General features: G+C 39.4%; 25 protein-coding genes. 23 read left to right on the top strand and 2 right to left on the bottom strand.

The features are described 5' to 3' along the window. Nucleotides 1–113: 113 nt before the first annotated feature. The 12 genes from BANVL01_RS10665 to BANVL01_RS10610 all read left to right on the top strand — a co-directional run bounded on the left by BANVL01_RS10665 (nt 114) and on the right by BANVL01_RS10610 (nt 10,792). Nucleotides 114–902 (top strand): fibronectin type III domain-containing protein, encoded by a 789-nt coding sequence (locus BANVL01_RS10665; RefSeq protein WP_066088971.1) that lies wholly within the window; start codon nt 114–116, stop codon nt 900–902. Nucleotides 903–922: 20 nt separating this feature from the next. Next, a complete protein-coding gene (gene sipW, locus BANVL01_RS10660) occupies nt 923–1,489 on the top strand; it encodes a signal peptidase I SipW (protein ID WP_066088968.1) in 567 nt (188 codons plus the stop codon). Nucleotides 1,490–1,572: 83 nt separating this feature from the next. Beyond that, complete coding sequence (locus BANVL01_RS10655; RefSeq protein ID WP_066088965.1) at nt 1,573–2,160, top strand: TasA family protein; 588 nt, start codon at nt 1,573–1,575, stop codon at nt 2,158–2,160. Nucleotides 2,161–2,387: 227 nt separating this feature from the next. Beyond that, entirely contained in the window at nt 2,388–3,002 is a 615-nt protein-coding gene (locus BANVL01_RS10650) for an LPXTG cell wall anchor domain-containing protein (protein WP_066088962.1), read from the top strand. A gap of 482 nt (nt 3,003–3,484) precedes the next feature. Next, complete coding sequence (locus tag BANVL01_RS10645; RefSeq protein WP_066096699.1) at nt 3,485–3,736, top strand: DUF2535 family protein; 252 nt, start codon at nt 3,485–3,487, stop codon at nt 3,734–3,736. Nucleotides 3,737–3,878: 142 nt separating this feature from the next. Continuing rightward, a complete protein-coding gene (locus BANVL01_RS10640; RefSeq protein WP_066088959.1) occupies nt 3,879–4,721 on the top strand; it encodes a DegV family protein in 843 nt (280 codons plus the stop codon). Nucleotides 4,722–4,825: 104 nt separating this feature from the next. Further along, complete coding sequence (locus BANVL01_RS10635) at nt 4,826–6,340, top strand: spore germination protein (protein ID WP_082804951.1); 1,515 nt, start codon at nt 4,826–4,828, stop codon at nt 6,338–6,340. A gap of 11 nt (nt 6,341–6,351) precedes the next feature. Further along, nucleotides 6,352–7,473, top strand: a complete 1,122-nt coding sequence (locus BANVL01_RS10630) for a GerAB/ArcD/ProY family transporter (protein ID WP_066088956.1) — start codon at nt 6,352–6,354, stop codon at nt 7,471–7,473. Further along, entirely contained in the window at nt 7,457–8,614 is a 1,158-nt protein-coding gene (locus tag BANVL01_RS10625; RefSeq protein ID WP_066088953.1) for a Ger(x)C family spore germination protein, read from the top strand. Before BANVL01_RS10630 ends, BANVL01_RS10625 begins: the two co-directional genes overlap by 17 nt. Before the next feature lie 78 nt (nt 8,615–8,692). Beyond that, nucleotides 8,693–9,271, top strand: coding sequence for an SCO family protein (locus BANVL01_RS10620; RefSeq protein WP_066096693.1), 579 nt, complete (start codon nt 8,693–8,695; stop codon nt 9,269–9,271). Nucleotides 9,272–9,383: 112 nt separating this feature from the next. Next, nucleotides 9,384–10,208: an SGNH/GDSL hydrolase family protein gene (locus tag BANVL01_RS10615; RefSeq protein ID WP_066088950.1), complete on the top strand. Its 825-nt coding sequence runs from the start codon at nt 9,384–9,386 to the stop codon at nt 10,206–10,208. Between the two features lie 5 nt (nt 10,209–10,213). After that, on the top strand, nt 10,214–10,792 hold the full coding sequence (locus BANVL01_RS10610; protein ID WP_066088947.1) for a YpmS family protein: 579 nt from the start codon (nt 10,214–10,216) through the stop codon (nt 10,790–10,792). A 60-nt stretch (nt 10,793–10,852) separates the two neighbouring features. Here the strand turns inward: BANVL01_RS10610 and BANVL01_RS10605 are convergent, their stop codons facing one another. Further along, nucleotides 10,853–11,605: a DUF4397 domain-containing protein gene (locus BANVL01_RS10605; RefSeq protein ID WP_066088945.1), complete on the bottom strand. Its 753-nt coding sequence runs from the start codon at nt 11,603–11,605 to the stop codon at nt 10,853–10,855. A gap of 336 nt (nt 11,606–11,941) precedes the next feature. On the opposite strand from BANVL01_RS10605, the gene rsgA reads away from it, so the two are divergent. The 5 genes from rsgA (at nt 11,942) to BANVL01_RS28865 (ending at nt 16,215) form a co-directional block, all read left to right on the top strand. Next, entirely contained in the window at nt 11,942–13,009 is a 1,068-nt protein-coding gene (rsgA, locus tag BANVL01_RS10600) for a ribosome small subunit-dependent GTPase A (protein ID WP_066088942.1), read from the top strand. A gap of 435 nt (nt 13,010–13,444) precedes the next feature. Then, nucleotides 13,445–14,422, top strand: a complete 978-nt coding sequence (locus BANVL01_RS10595) for a nuclease-related domain-containing protein (protein WP_066088941.1) — start codon at nt 13,445–13,447, stop codon at nt 14,420–14,422. A 523-nt stretch (nt 14,423–14,945) separates the two neighbouring features. Further along, nucleotides 14,946–15,488, top strand: a complete 543-nt coding sequence (gene msrA, locus BANVL01_RS10585; RefSeq protein ID WP_172800870.1) for a peptide-methionine (S)-S-oxide reductase MsrA — start codon at nt 14,946–14,948, stop codon at nt 15,486–15,488. Then, nucleotides 15,478–15,909 (top strand): peptide-methionine (R)-S-oxide reductase MsrB, encoded by a 432-nt coding sequence (gene msrB, locus BANVL01_RS10580; protein ID WP_066088935.1) that lies wholly within the window; start codon nt 15,478–15,480, stop codon nt 15,907–15,909. Before msrA ends, msrB begins: the two co-directional genes overlap by 11 nt. A 141-nt stretch (nt 15,910–16,050) precedes the next feature. Then, entirely contained in the window at nt 16,051–16,215 is a 165-nt protein-coding gene (locus tag BANVL01_RS28865; RefSeq protein WP_066088932.1) for a YjcZ family sporulation protein, read from the top strand. A 56-nt stretch (nt 16,216–16,271) separates the two neighbouring features. On the opposite strand, the gene BANVL01_RS10570 is transcribed toward BANVL01_RS28865, so the two are convergent. Next, entirely contained in the window at nt 16,272–17,624 is a 1,353-nt protein-coding gene (locus tag BANVL01_RS10570; RefSeq protein ID WP_066096691.1) for a TrkH family potassium uptake protein, read from the bottom strand. A gap of 193 nt (nt 17,625–17,817) precedes the next feature. Here BANVL01_RS10570 and BANVL01_RS10565 point away from each other — a divergent pair, with 193 nt between their 5' ends. From BANVL01_RS10565 to BANVL01_RS10540, 6 genes are all read left to right on the top strand, one after another. Beyond that, a complete protein-coding gene (locus BANVL01_RS10565) occupies nt 17,818–19,173 on the top strand; it encodes an aspartate aminotransferase family protein (protein WP_066088929.1) in 1,356 nt (451 codons plus the stop codon). After that, entirely contained in the window at nt 19,174–19,866 is a 693-nt protein-coding gene (locus tag BANVL01_RS10560) for a CoA transferase subunit A (protein WP_066088926.1), read from the top strand. Continuing rightward, complete coding sequence (locus BANVL01_RS10555; RefSeq protein ID WP_066088924.1) at nt 19,851–20,516, top strand: 3-oxoacid CoA-transferase subunit B; 666 nt, start codon at nt 19,851–19,853, stop codon at nt 20,514–20,516. The genes BANVL01_RS10560 and BANVL01_RS10555 overlap by 16 nt, the downstream gene beginning before the upstream one ends. Before the next feature lie 30 nt (nt 20,517–20,546). Continuing rightward, nucleotides 20,547–21,833, top strand: a complete 1,287-nt coding sequence (locus tag BANVL01_RS10550) for a peptidase (protein WP_066088921.1) — start codon at nt 20,547–20,549, stop codon at nt 21,831–21,833. 42 nt (nt 21,834–21,875) lie between these two features. After that, nucleotides 21,876–22,730: a putative beta-lysine N-acetyltransferase gene (ablB, locus tag BANVL01_RS10545; RefSeq protein WP_066088918.1), complete on the top strand. Its 855-nt coding sequence runs from the start codon at nt 21,876–21,878 to the stop codon at nt 22,728–22,730. Nucleotides 22,731–22,797: 67 nt separating this feature from the next. Continuing rightward, entirely contained in the window at nt 22,798–24,192 is a 1,395-nt protein-coding gene (locus BANVL01_RS10540; RefSeq protein ID WP_066088915.1) for a sigma-54 interaction domain-containing protein, read from the top strand. The last annotated feature ends 94 nt before the right edge of the window (nt 24,193–24,286 follow it).

Below are 24,286 nucleotides of genomic sequence, written 5' to 3'. Positions count from 1 at the left end.
TGTTCTTAATTAAGAAAAATTGCCTATATTTGGGGTTTTTCAAGTTGGTTCCTTTGGCATATACTCAACTTATAGGTTCGTTAATGAGAACAAACACAAGGAAGTTGATGAATATGATTAAAAAGACCACCAATTTCGTTCTTAATAAACTGCGAAAGAAGTTTCATACATTATTTAGAACGAATGAGGGAGGGGTTGTCATTCGACGCACACGTTTGAAAAAGTTTAAAAAGAAAAGTAAAAAGGTGGTAATTGCAGCTCAACTTGTAGCTGTCTGGTATCTCCTGATAGTAACCGGTTTGTATCTTACATCCGATACAGGTGCTTACTTTAATGATGTTAAGAATGTTAGCGGAACAATAAGTGTTGCTGAAGATTTTTGTGTTGATGTAAAAAATGGATCAGACTTCTGGCACAAATACTGTAAAGGTAATGCTGGAATCGGAAATGGACCAGACGCCCTTGATAAAGATACTGGTGAGGGAACCGATGACAATCCAGGACAAAACAAAGGTGGCTGTGATGACCAGACCAATGCACCTTGTTCAGAGGTAAAAAAAATTAAAGAAACACACACGAGCAATTCAATTAGTTTAACCTGGGAGAATCCCAACCAAGGAAATAGAAACTTTAGCCAAGTAAAGATTTATAAGAATGGGGACAAGACACCAGTCGGAAATAATATAAAAAATGGTCAATTTGAGGATAAAAACTTAGCGGCCGCTACAAAGTATAGCTACAAAATAACAACGGTTGACAAATCAGGAAAAGAGTCAAAAGGCACAACAATAGAAGTTACTACAAATGAAATTGGAATAGATAAGAAAAATTCCTCCGAAAATACTAGACCATTTGATGAGACGACTGAAAAAAGTCAAACAAATGATAACAGCGAAATTTAAATAACAATGGTGGTGTAAGTATGAAAAAAATAAAAAAGATTTTTAGTATTTTAATAACAGCAATTCTATCAATTACCCTGATATTTATGATCTTTGTCGTAATATCGTCAAAAGCTTCCGGTGGTGAACCTAATTTCATGGGTTACCAACTTAAAACAGTACTTTCCGGTTCGATGGAACCAACCTTTATGACAGGTTCAATAATTGCAGTTAAGCCAGTTGAAAATGCAGTTAATTTGAAAAAAGATGACATTATTACCTTTAAAGAATCTGAAGACAAACTGATTACACATAGAATTATTGATGTTAATAAAACTGGGGATCAAACCATGTATGTAACAAAAGGTGACAACAACAATGCTAAAGATAGTAATCCAGTAATAGCCCAAAATGTAGTTGCTAAATATTCCGGCTTTACAATCCCATATGTTGGTTATTTATTAGATTATGCTAAGTCAAAAAATGGAATGGCTTTATTGCTTATCCTTCCAGGATTACTCCTACTTGCCTATTCAGGTATAACAATTTTTAAAGCTATCAAAGAGCTGGATAAGGGGAAAGGAAATGACGCTCAAGGAACTGTTTAACGGTTGCATTCCTTATGTAAAAGCATAAGGGTTCAATAAATACTACATATCTCTAAAAAGAGGGATAACTAGGAGGAGAAAGAATGGGTATTAAAAAGAAATTAGGTTTAGGAATCGCCTCAGCAGTATTAGGATTATCTTTAGTGGGTGGAGGTACGTTTGCGTATTTTAGTGCTACCACGCAAGCTACAGCAGCATTTCAAGCAGGAACGCTAAAGCTTTCAGCACATCCAACTGAAATCATAAATATTAAAGATATTAAACCAGGTGATACTATGCGACGTGATTTTAACCTTAATAATGATGGCAGTCTTGATATTCATACTATTAATTTAGCTACAAAGTACTCAACAAGTGGAGCAGTAGATCGATTTGGAAAAAATTTAGGAGACTACATCCAAGTTTATACCCTATATCATGGAGCACCAGCAAATAGTACGCCAATTTACCTATCAACACTTTCTGAGTTAAAAAATATGAGCCCTGAAATACTTCATGAAACGTTAGCTGGGCACGTTCCAACAGCGGATCTTAAAAAAGGTGAATCTCATAGATTTATGGTGGAGTTTAGGTTCCTTGATAATGGGGAGGATCAAAGTGCTTTTCAAGGAGATTGGCTAAGTCTAGAATGGACATTCAATGCTAAGCAAGGTGCCGGAGTAGCTAAATAATAGCGTTTTTACCAAAAGGTGGGGACTGATTCCTGCCTTTTGGTAATTCTAACATTGTGAGATATTTTCCATAAATATTAAAGTGATATTTGCAAAGTAGATAAGATTTATTATTATAGCCAGTTAATTCATTTTTATTTTTTTAGGAGAGAAAAGTGTATGTGCCGAAAAGAAAGCGATTAAACCCACCTTTTTCTAAGTAAATGGGGATTCGAGGAGATACAGTTATGCAAAAGAAAATAATGTTTTTGCTTTTACTAGTAGCTTTTTTCATTTTCTTTTCTTCTCCCATAAAATATGCGAATGCTAAAGGAGTTGAAAAAGAAATTGATATTTCAACAAGCCCAAATAAGGTCTTTTTTGATATAAGCAATGCTAAACCAGGAGACACATATATGAAAGTAATAAAAGTCCAAAATAATGGAACAAAAGACTTTAAGTATCTTTTTACACATCGTTTTTTAACAGGATCTGAAAAGATTTATAATGAATTGGTTTTAACAGTAACTGATAAGTCTGGTGAACTTTATAAGGGTAAATTAAATGACTATAAAAAACTAGATTCTAGAATATTAAAAAGTAGTACTAATGAAGACCTTACTTTTAGTATCTATTTTCCTAGTGATCTCGGAAATGATTTTCAAAGATTGAGCTGCGAGTTTCAGTTTAAGTTCTATGTAGAAGGAACATTGGGTGGTACACTTCCAGTTAATGGACCTAAACTTCCCGAAACCGGAACCAATATGTTTAATATTCTGGTAGCTGGAGCAGTATTAGTTTTAACAGGTTCTATACTTCAATTCATAATTAAGAAACGTAGAAAAATAGTGAAACGAGTATAAGAGGGCCTTGGTTTTTGAAATTTGCTAAATCAGGGTCTATTTTATATTTATGAATACATAACCTTTATAAAAACAAATGAAAAGTCCAAAAAAATATAGCATTGGAGTTGTTTAAATGTATTCTAAACTCTGCCCAAAATGCCATCAACCATCCTTCAGCAGCAGTATTTCAGACCGATGGCTCTGCCCAACTTGCAGCAATGACCTCACCCATGAAAGACCCCACGACGCTGAAACCCGCAGACGAATAAAGCCACAATTGTATTTAATCAAAAAACGCTCTGCCCAACCTAACCAGAAATCCGAGCCACAGGTGAGCCCTTATTTATTCAAATCATTTGACTAAGACAGACCAAGGACTGTGGTCTGTTTTTTGATGTAAAAAATTCACAAAAATTTAGTAAACCAATCATAATTAGACACATTTCGTGGTGGATTGGGTGTATAATATAGTCAAACGGGTGAAAAAGAGGATTGATATTTTGTTATTGAAAAGCCTAGAGTTCAAAACTGATGTTGGACAGAAGGTTAAAGTCATGGAGATTCCTGTATTGGAGGAAGATAGCACGTATAAATTTATGATCCAAGTCCGTTTACAGACGTTTCTAACGTCGATTTGCCGGGAGAAATTCCCGAAAAGATGCTACTCCTTTAAAGATTATATGAAAAAGGTCATGAAGTGGCCAGAGTATGAGCAATTATTTAAGGTTGGAGAACTAAAGAATAACGCATAATTCCATTCGAGTATCGGGTTCCGATGCTCTTTTTGTTTTACCATTTTGAATAGTTTAACTATTAAAGGTGCCGATAGATTGTGTTTCATTCAGTAGGTTAAACCTGTATAATACTAAGCAGTATTCGTAGGGATGTGAATGTATGAGCAAAATAAAAATTGTCACCGATTCAACATTGGATATTTCAAAAGAAGCAGCTGAAAAGCTGGGCATTATTGTTGTGCCTTTAGCAATAACGATAAATGGAGAAACCTATTTAGACCGGGTTGACTTAGAACCGGCTGAATTTATTGAAAATATGAGCAGCTCTAAAGAACTGCCGAAAAGCTCACAGCCTTCAACCGGCGCCTTTCTTGAAGTCTATGACCGCCTTGGGAAAGAGGGCTATGAAGTCCTATCCATCCATATGACTGGCAAGCTGAGCGGAACGGTGCGCTCAGCTGAAAGTGCTGCGCAAATGACCGAAACCAACGTATCGGTGGTTGATTCCAAGTTTATTTCGAAAGCCCTTTCCTTTCAGGTGAAGGAAGCTGCTGTGCTTGCAAAACAAGGGAAGAGCATGGCGGAAATTCTCGACCATATCGAGACAATCCGCCAGTCTACAAAATTATACATAATGGTTGACACATTAGAGAATCTTGTAAAGGGCGGGCGTATCGGTAAAGGAAAGGCGTTTATCGGCTCGCTATTAAACATCAAACCGATAGCATCGCTTGAAGATGCAGAATATACACCGGTTACGAAGGTGCGCAGTCATTCACAGGTTGTTAAATTCTTGGCCAAGCAGTTTGCCGAAGATGTTAAAGGAAAAACCATTCGCGGTGTCGGAATTGCTCACGCTGAAGCATATGGGTTATCTAAAAAGATAAAAGAAGCAATAAATGAATTAACTGGGTTTCAGGATATTGAAATCGACTACACCGGCCCAATTGTCAGCACCCATACAGGACCGGGTGCACTTGCCTTAATGTATTATTTTGAATAAGAATCTCAAGACTGGATGGTGCCTGACACCATCCAGTCTTTTATTTGGGTAAAAATAAAATTTTTGGTAATCCTAAAAGAAATCAATATTCAAAGGTGTTGCCAATGATTAAATGGTTGCTAGGAAAAAAATCGCAAGAACCTTCAAAAGCTCATAGTTTCATTATTGATGAACTTAAGGAACAAATAAAAAGCGAACTAAAGGCTGGTTCTGACCTTACCTTTAGAACCTTAAAAAAAGATAAACAAGAGCTAGTTTTTTGTTTTATGGATAGCTTAGTTAATAAACCTAGTCTAGATGATTTTATTATCGCTCCGATTCAAAAGAATACACAAATGGAATGGACCTGCGAAGCAATTGCTCAATTACTGCCTATTTCAGATTTGTCAGCAGTTAATCAATTAAATGAGGTCGTCACAGGAATTATCGAAGGTAAGGTTTACATTTATGTTGAAGGACATCCATACGGATTACAAGCTGATGTAAGTAAGACGGTTGAAAGGGGCATTGAAAAAGCTGAGACGGAATCACTTGTTTATGGCCCTAAAATTGCTTTTACAGAATCACTTATTGGAAATATAAATATTATAAGACACAACCTAAATGATCTTAACCTATGCATGGAAGATTTGACGGTTGGAACTAGATCGAAATCCAAGGTGAAGCTAATTTATATTAAAGACATCGCAGCCGAAGAACACGTGAATGGATTTCGAGATAAAATTAATCAACTTGAGATTGACCATGTTGCTGGCGCAACAGTCCTTGGGCAATTAATTGAAAATAATAGTTGGACCGTTTTCCCGCAATTAGTGACAACAGAACTTCCCGACAGGGTCACGATTGCCTTAATGAGAGGAAAAGTAGTTGTTCTAATGGATAGGAGTCCAGATGCCTTATATGGACCAACACCTTTTTTTACCTTTTTCGAGTCCACTGAAGATGTTTATATGCGCTGGAATATGGGACTTGCTCTACGATTTTTACGGTTACAGGCCGCTTTTTTATCTGTACTGCTCACACCAGCATATGTAGCAGTTTTGACCTTCCATTACGAGGTGATTCCATCCGCATTACTTGTTTCATTGGGACGTTCTCGGGCAAATGTACCATTTCCACCTGTGTTTGAGGCACTTCTACTTGAATTTTTTATTGAGCTCCTACGAGAGGCAGGAGCTAGGCTTCCAACCAAAGTCGGTCAAACTATGGGTATCGTTGGTGGTATTGTCATCGGACAAGCGGCAGTTGACGCTGGGTTCACGAGTAATATTTTAATTATTATTATTGCCCTTAGCGCGCTTGGCTCTTTTACCACTCCTAGTTATTTAATGGGTACGGCAATAAGGATGGTTCGTTTTCCGATCATTCTTTTAGCAGGAATTTGGGGTGGAATCGGTATCATGATTGCTTTTTGTTTTTTCATCATTCACCTCTTAAAATTGGACACGATGGGTGGGTCTTATCTCTCACCTGTCTATCCGTTAAGATGGAAGGACTTAGGCTATAGTTTCTTCCGGGTGCCAACGCAATATCTTTCGAAACGACCAATAACGAACCACCCAATGGATGTGCAACGATTTTCAGCCCAAAAAGCGAAAAAAAAGGATGTAGATGATTAGGAGCGAATAACATGAAAGTCAATTTACATCCGAAGGAAAGTTTACTTTTTAACGCTTTTCAACTTATATTTATTATCCACTCCGTCCAAGTAGGGGTGGGGGTTGTGGGACTGCCGAAAATTGTCTTTTTAGAGGCGAAACATGATGCCTGGATTGCCGTGTTCTTTGCGGGAGTTCTCACCTCTGTTATCTTGTGGTTTATCATCATGATGTTAAGGCAGTATGACAGTGCTGATTTATATGGAATTCATGTTGATGTGTTTGGAAAATGGTTAGGAAATCTTCTTAGTTTTGGTTATATGATCTATTTGACAGCTTGCTTCTTCGTGATATTTATGAATTATACCGAAATTGTCCAGGTTTGGATTTTTCCTAATTTACCAACCTGGCAGCTAGCATTCATCCTAATCTTGTTAGCCGTTTATGCTGTTCATGGTGGCATTCGAGTCATTGTTGGTGTTTCTTTTCTCTCCGTTATGGGGACTTTATGGATCATCCTGGTTTTATTTGTCCCGTTGCGTTATGCAGACTTCACGCATATTTTTCCAATTATGAATGTGGACATTAAACACATGTTAAAAGGTATTCAGAGGACATCGCTTTCGATTATGGGTTTTGAATTAATCATGTTTGTTTATCCATTTGTTAAGGAGAAACACCGCACTCTTCTTTATGTCCAAATTGGGAATCTCTTCACAACGTTTACCTATACACTAGTCACTTTTATATCCATAGTCTTTTTTGCAGAAGATGGACTTAGGAAGGTCATTTGGCCAGTGATATCGATGTTAAAAATTGTCCGTCTTCCCAATCTTGAAAGATTTGAATTTATAGCCGTCTCCTTTTGGATGCTCGTTATTTTACCTAATTTGTGTCTCTACTTATGGGCATCATCAAAGGGATTTTCTAGAATCATAAAAAGGACGCAAAAAATGGGGATTTGGATTATTGCAATTGTGGCTTTTGGAGCATCCTTCTTCATTAAGGCCAGATATCAAATGAATATTGTGACAGATCTAATTGCAAAAGCTGGCTTTTATGCCGCATTTTGTTACCCTGTCGTTCTTTCCATTATTGTCTACTTGAAGAAGTGGTTGTTAAGGAGGAAAAAATCACATGTCAAATCGACTTAAATGGAAAATGCTCTCAGTGCTTTTTTCATGTGTCATGTTGATTTCAGGGTGTGTGGAGAAAAAACAATTAGAAAAGTTGGGATTAAGTACGGCAGTGGGATACGATTTGGAAAAAGAAAATCATATTAGAGGTACAGTGGTTATCCATAAGTTCGATCCTTTGGCTAAAAATTTGACCGAGATTATTACTGTTGAAGCCAATACGAGTAAGACTCTAAGGCAAAAGCAAAATCTTGAAACGGACCAAAAGCTTGTATCTGGCCAGCTTCGCTGTGTCATTTACAGTAAGGAATTAGCGGAACGAGGAATTGTCCAACTGGTTGATGCCCTAGATCGTGATCCTACTATAGGGAATACCGTTTATTTAACAGTGACGGATGGTAAGGCTTCTACGATTATGAATATGGACAAAGAGAATCAAAAAATTGATCTTGGGACCTATCTATATAATTTAATTAAACAAAATGTCGAGAGTGAGCAGCTTATTTTGCCGACACTATTTGAATTTAATCATCGCTACAATGACCATGGAAAGGATCCAGTCTTACCGATACTTAAGCTTAAAAACGGGAATGTTATTCTTTCAGGAGTCGCTCTTTTTCAGGATGATCGTGCTGTGGCAGAATTAAAAGGGGACAATATTTTTTATTTGAAAATCCTATCAGATAAATTTAAATCTGGGACACATGAAATGGGTTTTGACCGGTCCAAATTTAAAAAGCTTATCATGAATCAAGAAGGAAATGCCTTTAGGACCGTTTACAAAAAACTATATCTAAATATTGATAATATTCGCAGTCATACAAAAATCAAATTGGTTGATAAAAAGAATCTCCGTTTTAAGGTAGCAATAAAAATCCAATCTAGGTTGTTAGAAGCTACAGAGCCATTAGATTTAGCTAAACCGGCGAATATTGAGTATATAGAAAAAGTGGTAGGTAAGGAAATGGAAAAGGAAATAAAAAAGTTACTCATCTATTTCCAAAAGAATAAAGTCGATCCAATCGGGATCGGAAATGAATATATAGCACATAATCGCGGAAAAATGCTTACTAAAAAGGAATGGAGAGATAAATACAAGGATGTTAAATTTGATGTTCATGTCCAAAACACGATAGTAAAATCAGGAGTAATTGATTAAAGCTTGAATACTTTCTTCTTTTCAAAAAGTTTGTTAGACTATTCACGTAATAGAAAAGAAAAGTATGCAGGTGATAGGATGAAAATTCGGTTTTTGTTGTTAATATTGTTTATTTGTACCCTGTTAGTGTCGGCATGTGGGCAAAAGAAAATCGAAAATGAGGTTACTTGGCCGATTAAGGATTTTTCTGCGACCACACAAGATAATAAGCCGTATGGATTAAAAGATTTAAAGGGGAAAGTATCGATTACAGCTTTTATCTTTACAAGCTGTGCAGATGTTTGCCCACCGATGACGTCAAATATGGCAAAAATACAAAAAAAAGTGAAAGCGGAAGGCTTAAAGGATGTGGAATTTGTTTCCTTTAGTGTCGACCCAACTGTCGATTCTCCTGAAGTATTGACCAAGTATGGCAAGCAATTTGGGGTCGATTTCAAGAATTGGACTTTCTTAACAGGCTATTCACAAGAGTTTATTGAAGAATACGCGGGGAAAAACTTCAAAACGATTGTCAAAAAACCTGAAGAGGGCAATCAAGTCATTCATCAAGTCTATCTTTATTTAGTCGACAAGGATGGGAATATTAAAAAAACATATAACGGCTACCAAAATGTCCCTTTTGATGAAATAATGAATGATATTAAAGCATTACAATAGACCAATAAAAGGGTCTATTTTTTTTGCCAGGAATATGATATAGTACATTTTTGTTTTGAATGATTGGTGTCGTGTTATAATAAAATTAGTTTAGAAGGCAGGTGAATAAAAAATGAAAAGGTTTTTCACTCTTCTAATTCTCTCGACATTATTCTTATCATCCTGCAGTCAGTCAGATCAATTGGCACTACATCAAGAGAAGAAGGCAGCAGCTCAAGTTTTTAACCCGATTCCTGCTGATTTCGTTCCGCGGAATTTCACCGTGCTGTCTGCTGGCGACTCCTTAACTCAGGGTGTGGGTGATAGTACGGGTCAAGGCGGTTACTTGCCCTATTTAAAAACAATGCTTGAAAAAGAAAAAGGCATTCAGCAGGTGGATTTCTATAATTATGGGGTAACCGGAAATCGGACGACACAGCTCTTAAAAAGGTTAAAGACACCTGAAATGAAGGCTGCTTTACAAAAGGCGGACATGGTTATAATTACAATTGGCGGAAATGACATCATGAAGGTAGTAAAGGATAACTTTTCCAATCTGCAGCTTCCTGTTTTTACAAAAGAAAAAGAAACCTACCGCCAACATTTAATACAAATTTTCGAGGCGATTGTTCAGGAAAACCCACACACATCAATTGTATTAGTCGGGCTGTACAATCCGTTTTCGAAATGGTTTTCTAATGTTAAAGAAATGGATGAGATTGTTTCCGATTGGAATCAAGCCGGTCAATCCGTTATTGCTAATTATCCTAATGCCTATTTTGTACCGATTGAAGATTTGTTTTTAAATACAGATGAAAATCTTTTGTTTACTGATAATTTCCATCCGAATGACAAAGGATATGAACTGATTGCCGAGAGATTGAACGAGACAATGGAAGCACGGGTAATTCCTGATTTAGCGAAGAAAGCATATCTGGTGACGACAGAGGAGAATTAGTTTTTATGAAAAATAAATGGAAAATAGGATTTCTTGTCTTGTTGGCAATCAACCTTTTATCCGCAATTATTATCATATCATTGATTATGTATCCATCTGCAGATAAAGAAATAAGCAAATGGAAGGCTCCAGTGGGCGATCATGTTTCCTTTCATGTGAAGTCTAATAAAGCCGATTTAAATAAGCTTATTAATCATTATCTCAAACAAGAAGCTGCCGATTCTCCTATTGCTTATCGGGTATTATTGGGGGACGAAGTGGAATTATACGGAACCTTGCCGTTTTTTAGTGAACAATTAAATATGAAATTAACATTTGAACCAGAAGCCTTAAAAAATGGCGACTTGATCCTAAAGCAAAAAACGATGTCGATTGGCAGCCTAAACCTGCCAATTTCGTACGTTCTAAATATAATTAGTGACAATTATAAGCTCCCAAAAGGAGTGCATATTAAACCAAATGAAAAACTTATCTACGTGAACATGCAGCAATTAAAGGTGAAGAGTGATATTAAAATTAAAGCGAACAAATTTGATCTGAAAAAAGATGACATATCATTTACCTTATTAGTGCCTGTTAAATAGGTGCCTCGTTCATTGGAGGCACCTGTTTTTTCAATTACTTTAAGAAGCTTTAATCGTAAATTAATCCCTAATGCTGATAAATTGAAATTCTGGTTTTTCTTTCGTTAAGCCTAAAAATACGATTGTACAGCTTTCATTGGCCTTGAAATGAAGCTGAGGGATGGGCAGGATAACGGTCCTGGTGCCCGCTTCCCTTACTTCGAGGTCTACGGTCATCGGTGTTAATGCTAAATATTCTGTTGCTTGTTTATAGGAAAGATTTGGAAAAACGATGTCCCTGTCCTTTACGGCGATATCAAGCAGCTGAGTGTCTGGTGATAGGTGGATGAAACGGACCTTTGCTTCATTCGCTGGCACCTGAGGGAGATTTTGAAACATCAAAAGGCGCATCTTTTTGACATGGTCAATGGTTGCCAGTGTAAAGGATTTACCTGGCTCCACGGTAATTTTTTTATTTAAAACACTATCCACCATGTTCCCTGCCGGGTAAATATCGATATGGTATTTACCAGCTTGTAATGAAAGATCCGTACTAACATTTTTGAATGGCAGGTCTCTTATCATCCGTTTCCCATTGATATATATATCGACATTGGGGGAATCATGAGAGGTATGAAGGAAACGAACCTTTGCTTCTTCTTGGTAGATTTGAGAATAAGTACGCATCATATTCATCGCTTTATTCATGTTCTTATAGTGTTTTAAATAGAAATGCGTGTGTAGGCCAGGGTTGGAATATTTATAGAATTGTGCTAATAAATCATACATGGCTGCTTTTTGAAGATAATCCGCATGGTTTCTTTTTTCAGACATACGAGCAACTCCTATCAAATCGTTTACATCATAAGTTATTCATGTTTTATTAGGTGGGTGTCTATTTTCCTTACACGAATTAGAAAAATATTCATTTATGATTTACAAATGGATAAATTACACATATAATGATTACAAATAAGTCTGAAAGTGGGTGACGTGCAATGTTAATTGAAAATAAGAAGAAAATTCATTATTTGAATATTGTTTGCACAGCCCATAAATTCTCTATTTGGGAGAATTAATTACCCTTATTCCCGTATGCGAATAAAACCATGGGCTGTGTGTGCCTATGGTTTTTTATTTTTTTTAAAAATTTTCGCTGGAGGAATAAGAATGAATTTACAATCAATCGGTTTAACTGAGATAGAAACAAAAGAATTTGCTCAAATCAACAGAGATGAGGATTTAATCCTTGGCAGGGTGGCACTAGAGCATAAGCGGATGTACCGTGTATGGACGGAAGTTGGAGAATTATTATCTGAAGTAACGGGGAAGTTCAGCTTTCAGGCAAAATCCCGGGAGGATTTCCCGGCAGTTGGTGATTGGGTCGCAGTAAAGCCTCGTCCTGAGGAAGGAAAGGGAACGATTATTTCCGTATTACCGCGAAAAAGTAAGTTTTCAAGAAAATCAGCAGGGGCGACGGCCGAAGAGCAAATTGTTGCGGCTAACGTGGATACTGTTTTTCTTGTTAACTCTTTAAATGAAGACTTAAATTTACGAAGAATTGAGCGCTATTTATTACTGACATGGGAAAGTGGTGCAAACCCTGTTATTGTCTTAAGTAAAGCTGACCTTTGTCAAAATATTGAAGAGAAAATAGCAGCAGTGGAGGCCATTACATTTGGCGGAGTTCCTGTCATTCCGATTAGCGTAGAAACGCTTATCGGTCTGGAAGCGCTTGAACCATTTTTACAGCCGGGAAAAACAATCGCATTGCTCGGGTCCTCTGGTGTCGGGAAATCAACCTTAACGAACAGATTATTAGGGGCAGAGAAGCAATTGGTCCAAGCGATTCGTGAGGAAGATGATAAGGGAAGACACACGACCACCCATCGGGAGCTTATTCTCCTGCCGAATGGATGCGTCTTGATTGATACACCGGGGATGCGGGAATTGCAGCTTTGGGAAAGTGCAGACGGTTTAGCGGAAACCTTTTCTGAGATAGAGGTCTTAGCGGAAAATTGCCGATTCCGTGATTGTCAGCATACGGATGAGCCAGGCTGCGCCGTGGTGACTGCCATTAATGACGGACAGCTTGCGGCTGAAAGGCTGGCCAGTTACATTAAGCTGCAAAAGGAGCTGGCATTTATCGAAAGGAAAGCCAATAAACGTGCCAAAGCAGAAGTGAAAAAACAATCGAAGACCATTAACAAACAAATGAAACAACGGAAAAGCCGTTAATGATTATTCATGCCGAGGCAGTGTAGAACTGTCTCGGCTTTTTATTATATCAAAATTTCTTTCATTGAACTTTGAGAATTGTCTAGTTCCAGCGCCCTAGCGGCGAGACGCCTTCGCGCTCCGCCCAACGTAAGTCAAGCACGGATGCGCTCCGCTCTCCGTGTTACCTATATCTCAGTTGGAGCACTCCAGGCCTATCGTGAGCTGATCAGGGCGCTTGCGTCTTTCTAATAAAATCCGATTCGCTAATAAATTGAAATATTCGCTAATAAGTGTACCAGATACGCTAATAAACCATCTAGATTCGCTAATAAACCCCCGAAATTCGCTAATAAAGAAATCAGACATAAATTCTTAACAATTTTCGCTAATATTCGGAAGGGTTTTCTCCCGCTTTGTAGAATTTTATCATCAAAATGTAAGGGAGTGATTTGTTTGATCGTAAAAGCAAGGACTATTCCATTAAAACTTCTCATTTTGGCGGCAATAATAAGGCGACTCCCGTTAAGTCACCAAAAATATCAAGCCATTTTAGGGGAATTCAAAAGACGAGAGGCCGGATATCAAGGTGAGGTATCACTAGATTACTATCTCCGTTCTCTTCCACAGGAAAAATATCTGATACTTCACGATTTAAACCTCCCTGATGGCGGTTACAACTGCCAAATCGACACTTTTCTTCTAACACCTGAATTTGGAATCATTATTGATGTCAAAAATATGGCTGGTAAGTTAATTTTTGATACTGAAAATGAGCAATTTATTCAAATAAATAATGACAAAGAAAAAGGGTATCCAGATCCGATTGCCCAGGCTGAAAGGCATAAAGCTTTTATTAGAAAATGGCTCGCTGCGAATGGTTTTCCCCCGATCCCAATTGATTACATGGTTGTCATCAGCAACCCGTACACTACATATGTGGTTTCCGGCCCCAACGCCCGCAATGTAAAGCCACGTGTTTGCAAGGGGGACGCTTTTCTAAGAAAAATTCAATTTTTTGAAAACCTGTATTCTACTTCACTCCTCAATCCGAAAGAGCTTCGGAAAATTTGTCGCCTTCTTGTGAAAATGAATACTCCACCGACAAAATTCCTTCTTGAAAAATTCGGAATAAAACAGTCTGATCTATTAACGGGTGTTCTTGACCCATGCTGCAATTATCTGCCCCTTATCCGTAAAAAACAAAAATGGTATTGTCCCCGCTGTGACAAATATTTTGTTGATGCCCATATAGCTGCGTTGATGGATTACTTTCTATTGTTCGATATGAAAATTACTAATCGGCAGTTTCGGGAGTTTTGCCATTTGGATTCGATTCATACTGCTAAAAGACTGCTGATGCTTTCTGGAAAGGTAAATTATTCGGGTATAAAAAAGGGAAGGGTATATTTTCCGAAGGTTTTTCCATGGTAAATTTCAATACGCTAATAAATTCTTAAATCCGCTAATAAACATGGCAGATTCGCTAATAAATTTGTAAGAATCGCTAATAAACTCTCGAAATTCGCTAATAAAAAATTGAGGGAGTATAATTGACTGCTTTTCTTGTGGGAAAAACATGTTTTTCAGACGGGCAAGTCTCTTCTAATTGCTTTTTTACGCCAATTCGACGTCTAAATTGTATAATCTCCCCCACACCAGCTGTTTTTTTCCTAAAGTAACTATATTTAAAGCAATTTGCGATATTTTAAATGAAGGCATAAATTTTTGGCTTTGAGAAATGTCTAGCTCCAGCGCCCTAGCGGCGAGATGCCTTCGCGATCTGCCGTATACATCTGAACGCATGCGCTCTCCGTGTTTCCTATATCTCAGTTGGAGCACTCCAGGTCATACGCCGCTGACCAGGGCGCTAGCGCTTTTCTGGTTTCAAACAGCAGATTTTATTTTTGCAGAAACTTTCGATATACTCTTAGATAAGATGAAAAGGGGTGGGAACGTGGAAAAGAATCATCAAGTAGCAACGTTTGCCGGCGGCTGTTTTTGGTGTATGGTGAAGCCGTTTGATGAACAGCCGGGGATTAACAGTGTTATTTCCGGCTATACAGGGGGCACGGTTGAAAACCCGACATACCAGCAGGTTTGCTCAGATACAACCGGGCATTATGAAGCCGTCCAAATAAATTATGATCCAGCACTTTTTCCTTATGAAAAGCTGTTGGAATTATTTTGGCAGCAGATTGATCCAACCGACCCTGGGGGACAATTTTATGACCGTGGTCAATCATATCGAACGACTATATTTTACCATAATGAAACACAAAAAAGGCTTGCTGAAGAATCAAAACAAGCATTACAGGAAAGCGGGCGGTTTAATAAGCCGATTGTTACACCGATTCTTCCGGCTCAAACCTTTTATCCTGCTGAAGACTATCATCAAGGCTACTATAAGAAAAATAAAGCCCATTATGAGTCCTATCACGTTGGGTCAGGTCGTGCGGGCTTTATAGAGAGGCACTGGGGGGAAGAAAATGCAAAATAAAGATTTGAAAAAAGAATTAACGCCAATCCAATATGAGGTAACGCAAAATAACGGAACGGAGCCGCCGTTTCGAAATGAGTACTGGAATGAAACAAAGGAAGGAATTTATGTCGACATTATTTCCGGAAAACCGTTATTTAGCTCACTGGATAAATTTGATGCCGGCTGTGGCTGGCCAAGCTTTACTAAACCAATTCAAACGGAAGAAGTGCTTGAAAAAACCGATACGAGCCACTTTATGATTCGCACAGAAGTAAGAAGTAAATCGGCAGATTCCCATTTAGGTCATGTGTTTAATGATGGACCTGAACCAACGGGTTTGCGCTATTGCATCAATTCTGCTGCCTTACGGTTTATCGCGAAAGAAAACCTAGAAGAAGAAGGGTATCCGGAGTTTACGAAACTGTTTGAAGTGAAATAATTCTCCAAAACTATATTCAGGCGAATCACCCGAAAAATTATCATTGTCTTGCTCGAAATAGGCGAATGCACATACAGGTCAAGTATCTCCTTCATAATGTAGGAATGAAAAGACACAATTTTTGTGAGGAGTGAAGGCTAAATGTATGGATATGGTGGATATGGTGGTTTTGATGGCTGCTGCGGCGGCGGATATCCCGCAGGAGGATATGGCTATGGTGGCGCAGGATTCGGTTTTGGAGGATTTGCGTTAATTGTCGTCCTGTTTATCCTCTTGATTATCATTGGAGCAAGCTGGGTTTATTAATGAAGAATACCAAGGCTGACTTTAGAAGAATTCTAAAGTCAGCCTTTTTCTATTTTTTATCCAATGATTACTTTTTCTTTCGGATAATGGAATTTTTCCTTGCTTCCCTTTCCTCTAAGCATCAGCAAACAAGTAACAATCCCAAGCCTTCCGACAAACATTAGCATGATAATCATGAATTTACCAAATGTTGATAAATTCGGGGTTAAACCGAGCGATAAGCCATTGGTGCCAAAGGCAGATGAAACTTCAACAATTACCTCCATTACTGGCCCGTGTTCGGTAATCGATAAAATTAAAATCGAAACTAAACAGAGAAATGCTCCGGTAGTGATAACAATAAATGATTTTAAAATATCTTCGCTTTGCAGTTCTCTTCTAAATATCTTTATCGAGCTTTTTCCTTGAGCATAAAAGACAATCGCTAAAAAAACGATTGCAAACGTAGTTGTCCGAATACCGCCGCTCGCACTGCTTGGTGATCCGCCTATGAACATTAATATCGACATAAACATCTGACTGCTGGGAGTAAACTCATTTAAATCAACCGTCGCTAAACCAGCACTCTTGGTTGTAACGGAATGGAATAATGAGAAATAAAAAGATTCATGCCACGGTTTATTGACGAAAAATTTGCGGCTTTCTAATAAAAACAGGAATAGTGATCCGACTGCGGTAAGAATGACGAAAGTGATCGTCGTTAATTTTGTAAATAAGCTGAAATGGAACTTCTTTTTCCGTTTAAACGATAAAATGAATTCCATGGTTTCGACAATCACGGGAAAACCAATTGCCCCAATGACAATTAATAAAATAACAATGGATTGAACAAAGTAGTCGCTGCTAAACGGAATAAGTGACTCCCCGGTAATATCAAAACCTGCGTTCGTTATCGCACTAATGGAGGCAAAAAATCCGTGTTTAAAAGCTGTTAACGGGCTGTCGTAATACGACAGAAATCGAATGCCTAAAATAATTCCGCCAATAATTTCAAAAGAAATAATCGTAATGAAGATTCGTTTAGCAAGCTGAACCAAGCCGGAGAGGTTCGATTGGTTTTGGTCAATCATGATCAGCTGCCGCTCTTTTAATCCTACTTTTTTCCCTAACATGACCCATAGGAAAGTACTTAAAGACATAACCCCTAATCCGCCTAATTGGAGTATTAAGCAAAGAAGAAAAATTCCCAGGTTGTTAAATGTATCTTTTAGCGATACCACACTCAAGCCGGTTACGCTGACAGCACTGGCAGCTGTAAACAGCGCATCAATAAAACTTAAATGGACATTTGGCCGAAGAGCGAAAGGGATTTTTAATAATAGTGTAGAAACTATTAAAGCAGATAGGTAAAAGATAACAATTAATTGTATCGTTGATATCTCTTTGGACTTTTTTTGGATTTGTTTTATTGGATTCATAGGCTTCATTCCTTAAGTAATCTATCAGTATTCTATAATAACCAACATAAAAAGTAAAAGAAAGGTTAAATCCCCATGCTTCTTCCTGCTTAATTATGACAGATAACCTCAATAAATTTGATGAAAGAAACAAAAAAATGAATCATACAATTTCTATAAGACCTTGAGAAAAGTGGTGTCATTTGTGGAAAAGTCCTTTTTAATAAAACCAATGCTTGATGAAGACTACCCTGTTATTGATTACGGTAAAGGGGTCTATTTATTTGATATGGAAGGCAAGAAATATTTAGATGCTGCTTCAGGTGCTGTTACCGCTAATATTGGTCATGGCGTTGCCGAAATTATGGAAGCCATGCAGGAACAGGCAAAAAAGGTCTCGTTTGTCTATCGTTCGCAATTTACAAGTGGAGCGGCTGAGAAGCTGGCCGAAAAAATCGCTGCCTTATTACCGGGAGAGCTAAATTGGAGTTTTTTTGTGAACAGTGGATCGGAAGCAACGGAGACAGCGATGAAAATGGCGATTCAATATTGGCAGGAAAAGGGGATTCATACGAAAACGAAGGTGTTATCAAGATGGGTGAGTTATCATGGGATTACATTGGGAGCGCTCTCAATGTCGGGACATACGGGCAGAAGGGCGCGGTTTGTTCCGCTGTTGGAGGATTTTCCGGTAATCAATCCGCCATATTGCTACCGCTGCCCCTATAATCTGACGGTACCTGCGTGCAATTATTTATGTGCCAGAGAGTTGAATCAAGCGATTGAGCGAATTGGGGCGGAGAAAATCGCTGCCTTCATCGCTGAACCGGTTATTGGGGCAGCAGGCGGAGCCATTGCACCACCGAAGGATTATTTTAAAACAATCAAAGAGATTTGCGAGGCTCATGACATCCTGTTTATTGCTGATGAAGTGATGACAGGCTCTGGCAGGACGGGAACGATGCTTGCTTGTGAACATTGGGACATTATTCCTGATATTGTTGCCTTAGGGAAAGGGCTGGGGGCCGGCTATGCACCAATTGCGGCAGCTGTCGCCAGTGAAAAGATCATGGAGCCCATTTTGGCCGGGTCAAAGTCAGTAATGAGCGGCCATACATTAAGTGCCAACCCGCAATCATGTGCAGTGTCGTTAGCTGTTCTTGAATACTTAGAAAAAAACGAGATTATGAAAGAAGTAGAAAATAAGGGAGTGTACTTAAGAAACGAGCTTGAAAAGTTAAAAGGCCGATACCCATTTGTTGGCGATGTCCGCGGCAAAGGGTTGTTACTCGGGATCGAATTCGTCGAGGACCGTTTTACGAAAACACCGTTCCCAAGAAAAGCTTTGGTCACACAACGGATGGTAGCGCTCGCAAAAGAAAAAGGCCTCATCGTCTATCCTGCCGGTGCCGGAATTGACGGTGTGAATGGGGACTCGATCATTATTTCTCCGCCATTAACAATCGCTATAAAGGAAATGGAAGAACTTGTATTATTATTAGCCGAAACATTTGAAGCCTTTTCAAACCAAATAAACTTAAAAATGGCTGGTGACAATTAGATGGAGAATCCGTTTGGAAAAATCACAACCTTGGAGCGTGTCTTAGAATTATTTCATGAGGGGATGACCTTGATGTTTGGCGGATTTGGCGGGGTCGGGTCGCCGCCGGCACTCATCGATGGAATACTTGAAAAAGGTGTTCGCGAGCTGACCTTGATTGGAAATGATACCGGTTTTCCGGATATCGGCATCGGTAAATTAGTCAGCCGGGAAAGAGCTGTAAAAGTAATTGCCTCACATATTGGTTCAAACCCAATTGCCGGTCAGCTGATGCATGACGGAAAGCTTGAGGTCGAGTTTTCGCCGCAGGGTATTTTAGCCGAAAGAATTCGTGCCGGGGGTGTGGGGTTAGCTGCTTTTTTATCTGATATCGGGATGGACAACGAGCTGGTCTCCAAGGATAAACCCCGCTTCCAGCTTGATGGGAAAGACTATTTGATTGAAACCGCCTTAACGGCAGAGGTGGCGATTGTGTATGCGAAAAAGGCCGATGAGTATGGAAATTTAATCTACGATAAAAGTGCCCGTAATACAAATCCTATTGTTGCAATGGCAGGGGCAATTACCATTGCAGAGGTTGAAGAAATTGTTCCACTCGGAAGTCTTAATCCGGAAGAAATCATTACCCCGGGTGTGTTTGTTGATTATCTGATTCCATCGAAGGGGGTGAACTGGAAATGGGCATGGGAGTAGACAGCCGCAGCCAAATGGCCAAAAGGGCTGCTGAGGAAATTCAAAGTGGAATGGTTGTTAACCTTGGGATTGGCATCCCTTCTCTTGTTCCCAATCATTTATCGGCAGAGACAATGGTAATGTTTCACGCCGAAAACGGCATTACCGGAATGGGACCGAGTCCAGCTAAAGGAGAAGAAGATGAAAACTTATGCAATGCAGGCGGATTTCCCGTCACGCTGAATAGCGGCGGTTCCTATTGTGACAGTTCGATTGCTTTTGGGATGATTCGCAAAGGGAGAGTCGATATTACCATTCTGGGTTCACTTCAGGTTAGTCAGAATGGCGACCTTGCCAACTGGATTGTGCCGGGGAAAAAGGTTCCAGGCATGGGCGGAGCGATGGAACTCGCTCAAAAAGCGAAAAAAGTGATTGTGGTCATGAATCATTGTGACAAACATGGAAACCCAAAAATAGTTACCTCCTGCTCACTGCCATTAACCTCATCATCATGTGTCAATCTTATCGTGACAGATTTAGCTGTTTTTCAAGTAACCGGAGAAGGCCTTCTTTTAACAGAGTTGTTTGCCCCCTTTAACGTGGAGGATGTGATCAATAAAACAGGGTGTGAATTTAAAATAAGTCAAAATGTTCGCAGCATCCCGTACTAAGCATAAAACTGGCGATGAGGAGTGAATCATTTGAAGAAACATGAAATCCGCATTAAACAGTGGTTAAAGGAGAATCGAGCTAGAGGGGCAAGGCTTTTACAAATACTTGTTCAGGAAAATAGCACAAGGGGGAAGGAAAGCAGCACACAGGCGATTATCATTGAAAGATGCCGGCAGCTTGGTTTAACACTTGATATTTGGGAACTTGGCGGTGATGAACTTAAGGGCCACCCTGCCTATTTCTGTGACCGCAAAAGCTTCGACGGAAACCCTAACTTAGTTGCCGTATTAAAAGGCACAGGCGGCGGCAAATCGGTTATTCTAAACGGGCATATCGATGTCGTTCCGGTTGGAGACGAGTCTAGCTGGAGGCATGACCCGTTTAGCGGGACGATTGAATGTGGAAAGCTATACGGCAGGGGTGCAACAGATATGAAGGGCGGGAATGTATCTCTGTTAATGGCGATTGAAGCGTTAATTGCTAATGGAATAAAGCTTAAAGGGGATGTCATCTTTCAAAGTGTGATTGAGGAAGAAAGCGGCGGAGCCGGTACACTTGCTGCCGTACTGCGTGGGTATCAAGCTGATGGGGCGATTATTCCAGAGCCGACCAATATGAAAATCTTCCCGAAACAGCAGGGCTCGATGTGGTTCCGAATTACGGTAAGAGGCAGGGCAGCACATGGCGGAACGAGATACGAAGGGGTAAGTGCAATTGAGAAATCAGTGGTAGTCATTCAAGGATTACAACAATTAGAGAAAGATCGAAATGCCAGGATTACAGACCCTCTCTTTGATAAAATTCCCATTCCCATCCCAATTAATATTGGAAAAATAGCAAGCGGAGAATGGCCATCTTCAGTGCCTGACACCGCTATTATCGAGGGGAGAATGGGTGTATCTCCGGAAGAAACGATCGAAGCGGCACAAATGGAAATGGAGAATGCTTTGCGGGAATGGAATCAACAGGATGAATGGTTCCGCGAAAATCCGCTGCAAATTGAGTGGTTTGGCGGGAGATGGCTTCCGGGTAATCTTGAAAGTGATCATCCATTAATGAATGCACTTACAAGTAGTTTTAGCGAAGTCCAGGGGGTCAGCCCTATCATCGAAGCAAGTCCCTGGGGTACGGATGGAGGGATACTATCTACTGTTGGCAATACTCCAGTGGTCGTCTTCGGACCAGGGATAACTGAAACCGCTCACGATGCCAATGAGCATATTGACCTTGAAGATATGTTCGCTGCAAGTGAGATCATTGCCCTAACATTACTGCGTTGGTGTGGTGTCAATGACGTTTCAGAAAATAATAAGTAAGCGGGGTTTTCGTAGATTATTATAGATTCAGGGGTGAAATGGATGAACCAAACGGCATCCACCATTTACCTGGAGGGAAGCAGTTATTTCCTCGAGGTTTATCTAGATCCTTTTAATAAACGTATCCGTGTCGATAATTATCGTGGAAATACAAAATTACTGTTAGAAAAAGCCGAAGAGCTCGTTGAACAACATCAGGCTGAAAAGTTAATTATCAAAGGCCGCAGCGAAGATTGTCTGCTGTTTTTTGAATATGGCCTTCAGCCTGAAGCGGTTGTCGATCGCTATTTTCTTGGTTCGGATGCCCATTTCTATTCAAAGTTTTACACACAGGAGCGCAAGCGAAATGATCATTGGATAACAGAGGATGGAATGATTCGCAGTATTTATCAATTAGATACCTCCATCCAAAAAGCGTATCCGCCAAAGGAATATGAATTAAGGAAGGCTGACGAAAGCTGTGCGGCGGAGCTTGCGGCGCTGTACCGGCAAGTATTTCAAATCTATCCAACCCCGTTGCATCATCCGGAATATGTAAAAAAGGCGATGCAGGAGGGAACGGTCTATTATGTCTTTTTCTATCAAGGAAAAATTGTCAGTGCTGCTTCTGCAGAAATAAATGCTTTTTATAAGAATGCTGAATTAACAGATTGCGCAACATTAACGGAACACAGAAAATACGGCCTAATGAAGATTATTCTTCAAGAACTGGAAGCTGAGTTGAAAGGCCAAGGAATCTTTTGTGCTTATTCGATTGCTAGGTCGTTATCCTTTGGCATGAATGCCGTGTTATATCAGCTCGGATATTCGTACCGTGGAAGGTTGATGAATAATTGCTATATTTATGACAAGCTTGAAAATATGAATATGTGGGTTAAAAATCTGGCAAACTGCTAAAAATCGGGCTTAGAGGTGACAGCTTTTCGGCACCTTTGCAGCTCGTTCAGAAGGGCAGGTGACATAAATGGTTCAATTAACTGCATTGACGCAAGAAGTTCTTAGTGCAATTCTAAAAAGTATTGATGAAGGGATTCATGTTGTCAATACAGATGGAAAGACGATTTTTTATAATGAAGTCGCGGCGAAGCATGATGGCATGGATGTGAAGGAAGTGCAGGGAAAGTACTTAATTGACGCATTTCCCTCGCTGACAAAAGAGTCAAGTACCTTGTTAAAGGTGATTAAAACGGGGAAGCCTATTTTCAATCAGACACAAGTGTACTTAAATATCCATGGGACGAGAATTGATACGATTAATACAACCCTGCCTATCCTTCTTGGCGAAGAAATTATCGGTGCTGTTGAAATAGCTAAGGACTACTCAAGGATGAAGCTTCTTGCCGAAAGTCTATTAGATTTACAAAAGGGCTTAAACAAAGGCAGTCGGAAAAAGGTATTAAAGCAAGTGAATTATACCTTCGGTGATTTAGTATCTGTTAATCCCGCCTTTATTAGCATGAAGGACGAGGCAAGGAAACTCGCAAAATCAGATTCCCCCATTCTCGTTTACGGCGAATCGGGAACGGGAAAAGAATTATTCGTTCAAGGAATTCATCACGAATCACACCGCTCGAGTGGTGCGTTTATTGCGCAAAATTGTGCGGCGATTCCTGAAACGTTGTTAGAAAGTATTCTTTTTGGAACAGCAAAAGGCAGCTATACAGGAGCTGTTGATCGGAAAGGGTTATTTGAACTTGCTGATGGCGGAACCCTTTTCCTTGATGAACTACATACTATGCCGATTGAACTGCAGGCAAAGCTATTAAGAGTTTTAGAGGATGGGATGGTTAGAAAGGTTGGCGGTTCGCAAAACATATCGGTCGATGTGAGAGTCATCGCAGCGATGAATGTGCATCCAAGCATTGCCCTCCAAAATCAGGTGCTCCGCTCCGACCTTTTTTACCGCTTAAATGTGTTTACCTTTTCGCTGCTCCCGTTACGGGATCGCAAAGATGACATCTTATTCTTAACTGATTACTTTATTAAGGAATTTAATCGGAAATTGGCGAAAGACATTCATGGCATGGAGAAGAAGCTGGAGTTATTCTTTACCGGCTATCATTGGCCCGGGAATGTGCGCGAATTAAAACACACCATCGAATATATGATGAACGTATGTGAGGACAAGTTCCTGAAGTTTGAGGATTTGCCTCACATGTTAAAACATCATCCCGACCCTCCAAAAAGTAAAAGCGTTCCAGCTGAAAGTCTATCATTAAGAAAAAATATTGAAGCATTAGAAAAAAGTCTTATCCGTAATGCCCTTGATTTATGTGATGGGAATGTTAATCAAGCGGCGAAGCTTTTAGAGATCCCCAGACAAACCTTGCAATATAAAATGAAAAAAATGACCCCCTAAGCTGCCGATTTTTCGGCAGTTTTTTCATTGATTAAAGGCTGAAGAATACGAATTTTCAATCAAATGCACATCCAAAAGCATTTCATGGAGTTGG

The sequence above is a fragment of the Neobacillus novalis NBRC 102450 genome (assembly GCF_001591805.1).
Classification (GTDB): Bacteria; Bacillota; Bacilli; order Bacillales; family Cytobacillaceae; genus Neobacillus; species Neobacillus novalis.
Note: the sequence above shows the minus strand (reverse complement) of the source record. Positions and strands in the feature narration are given on the sequence as shown.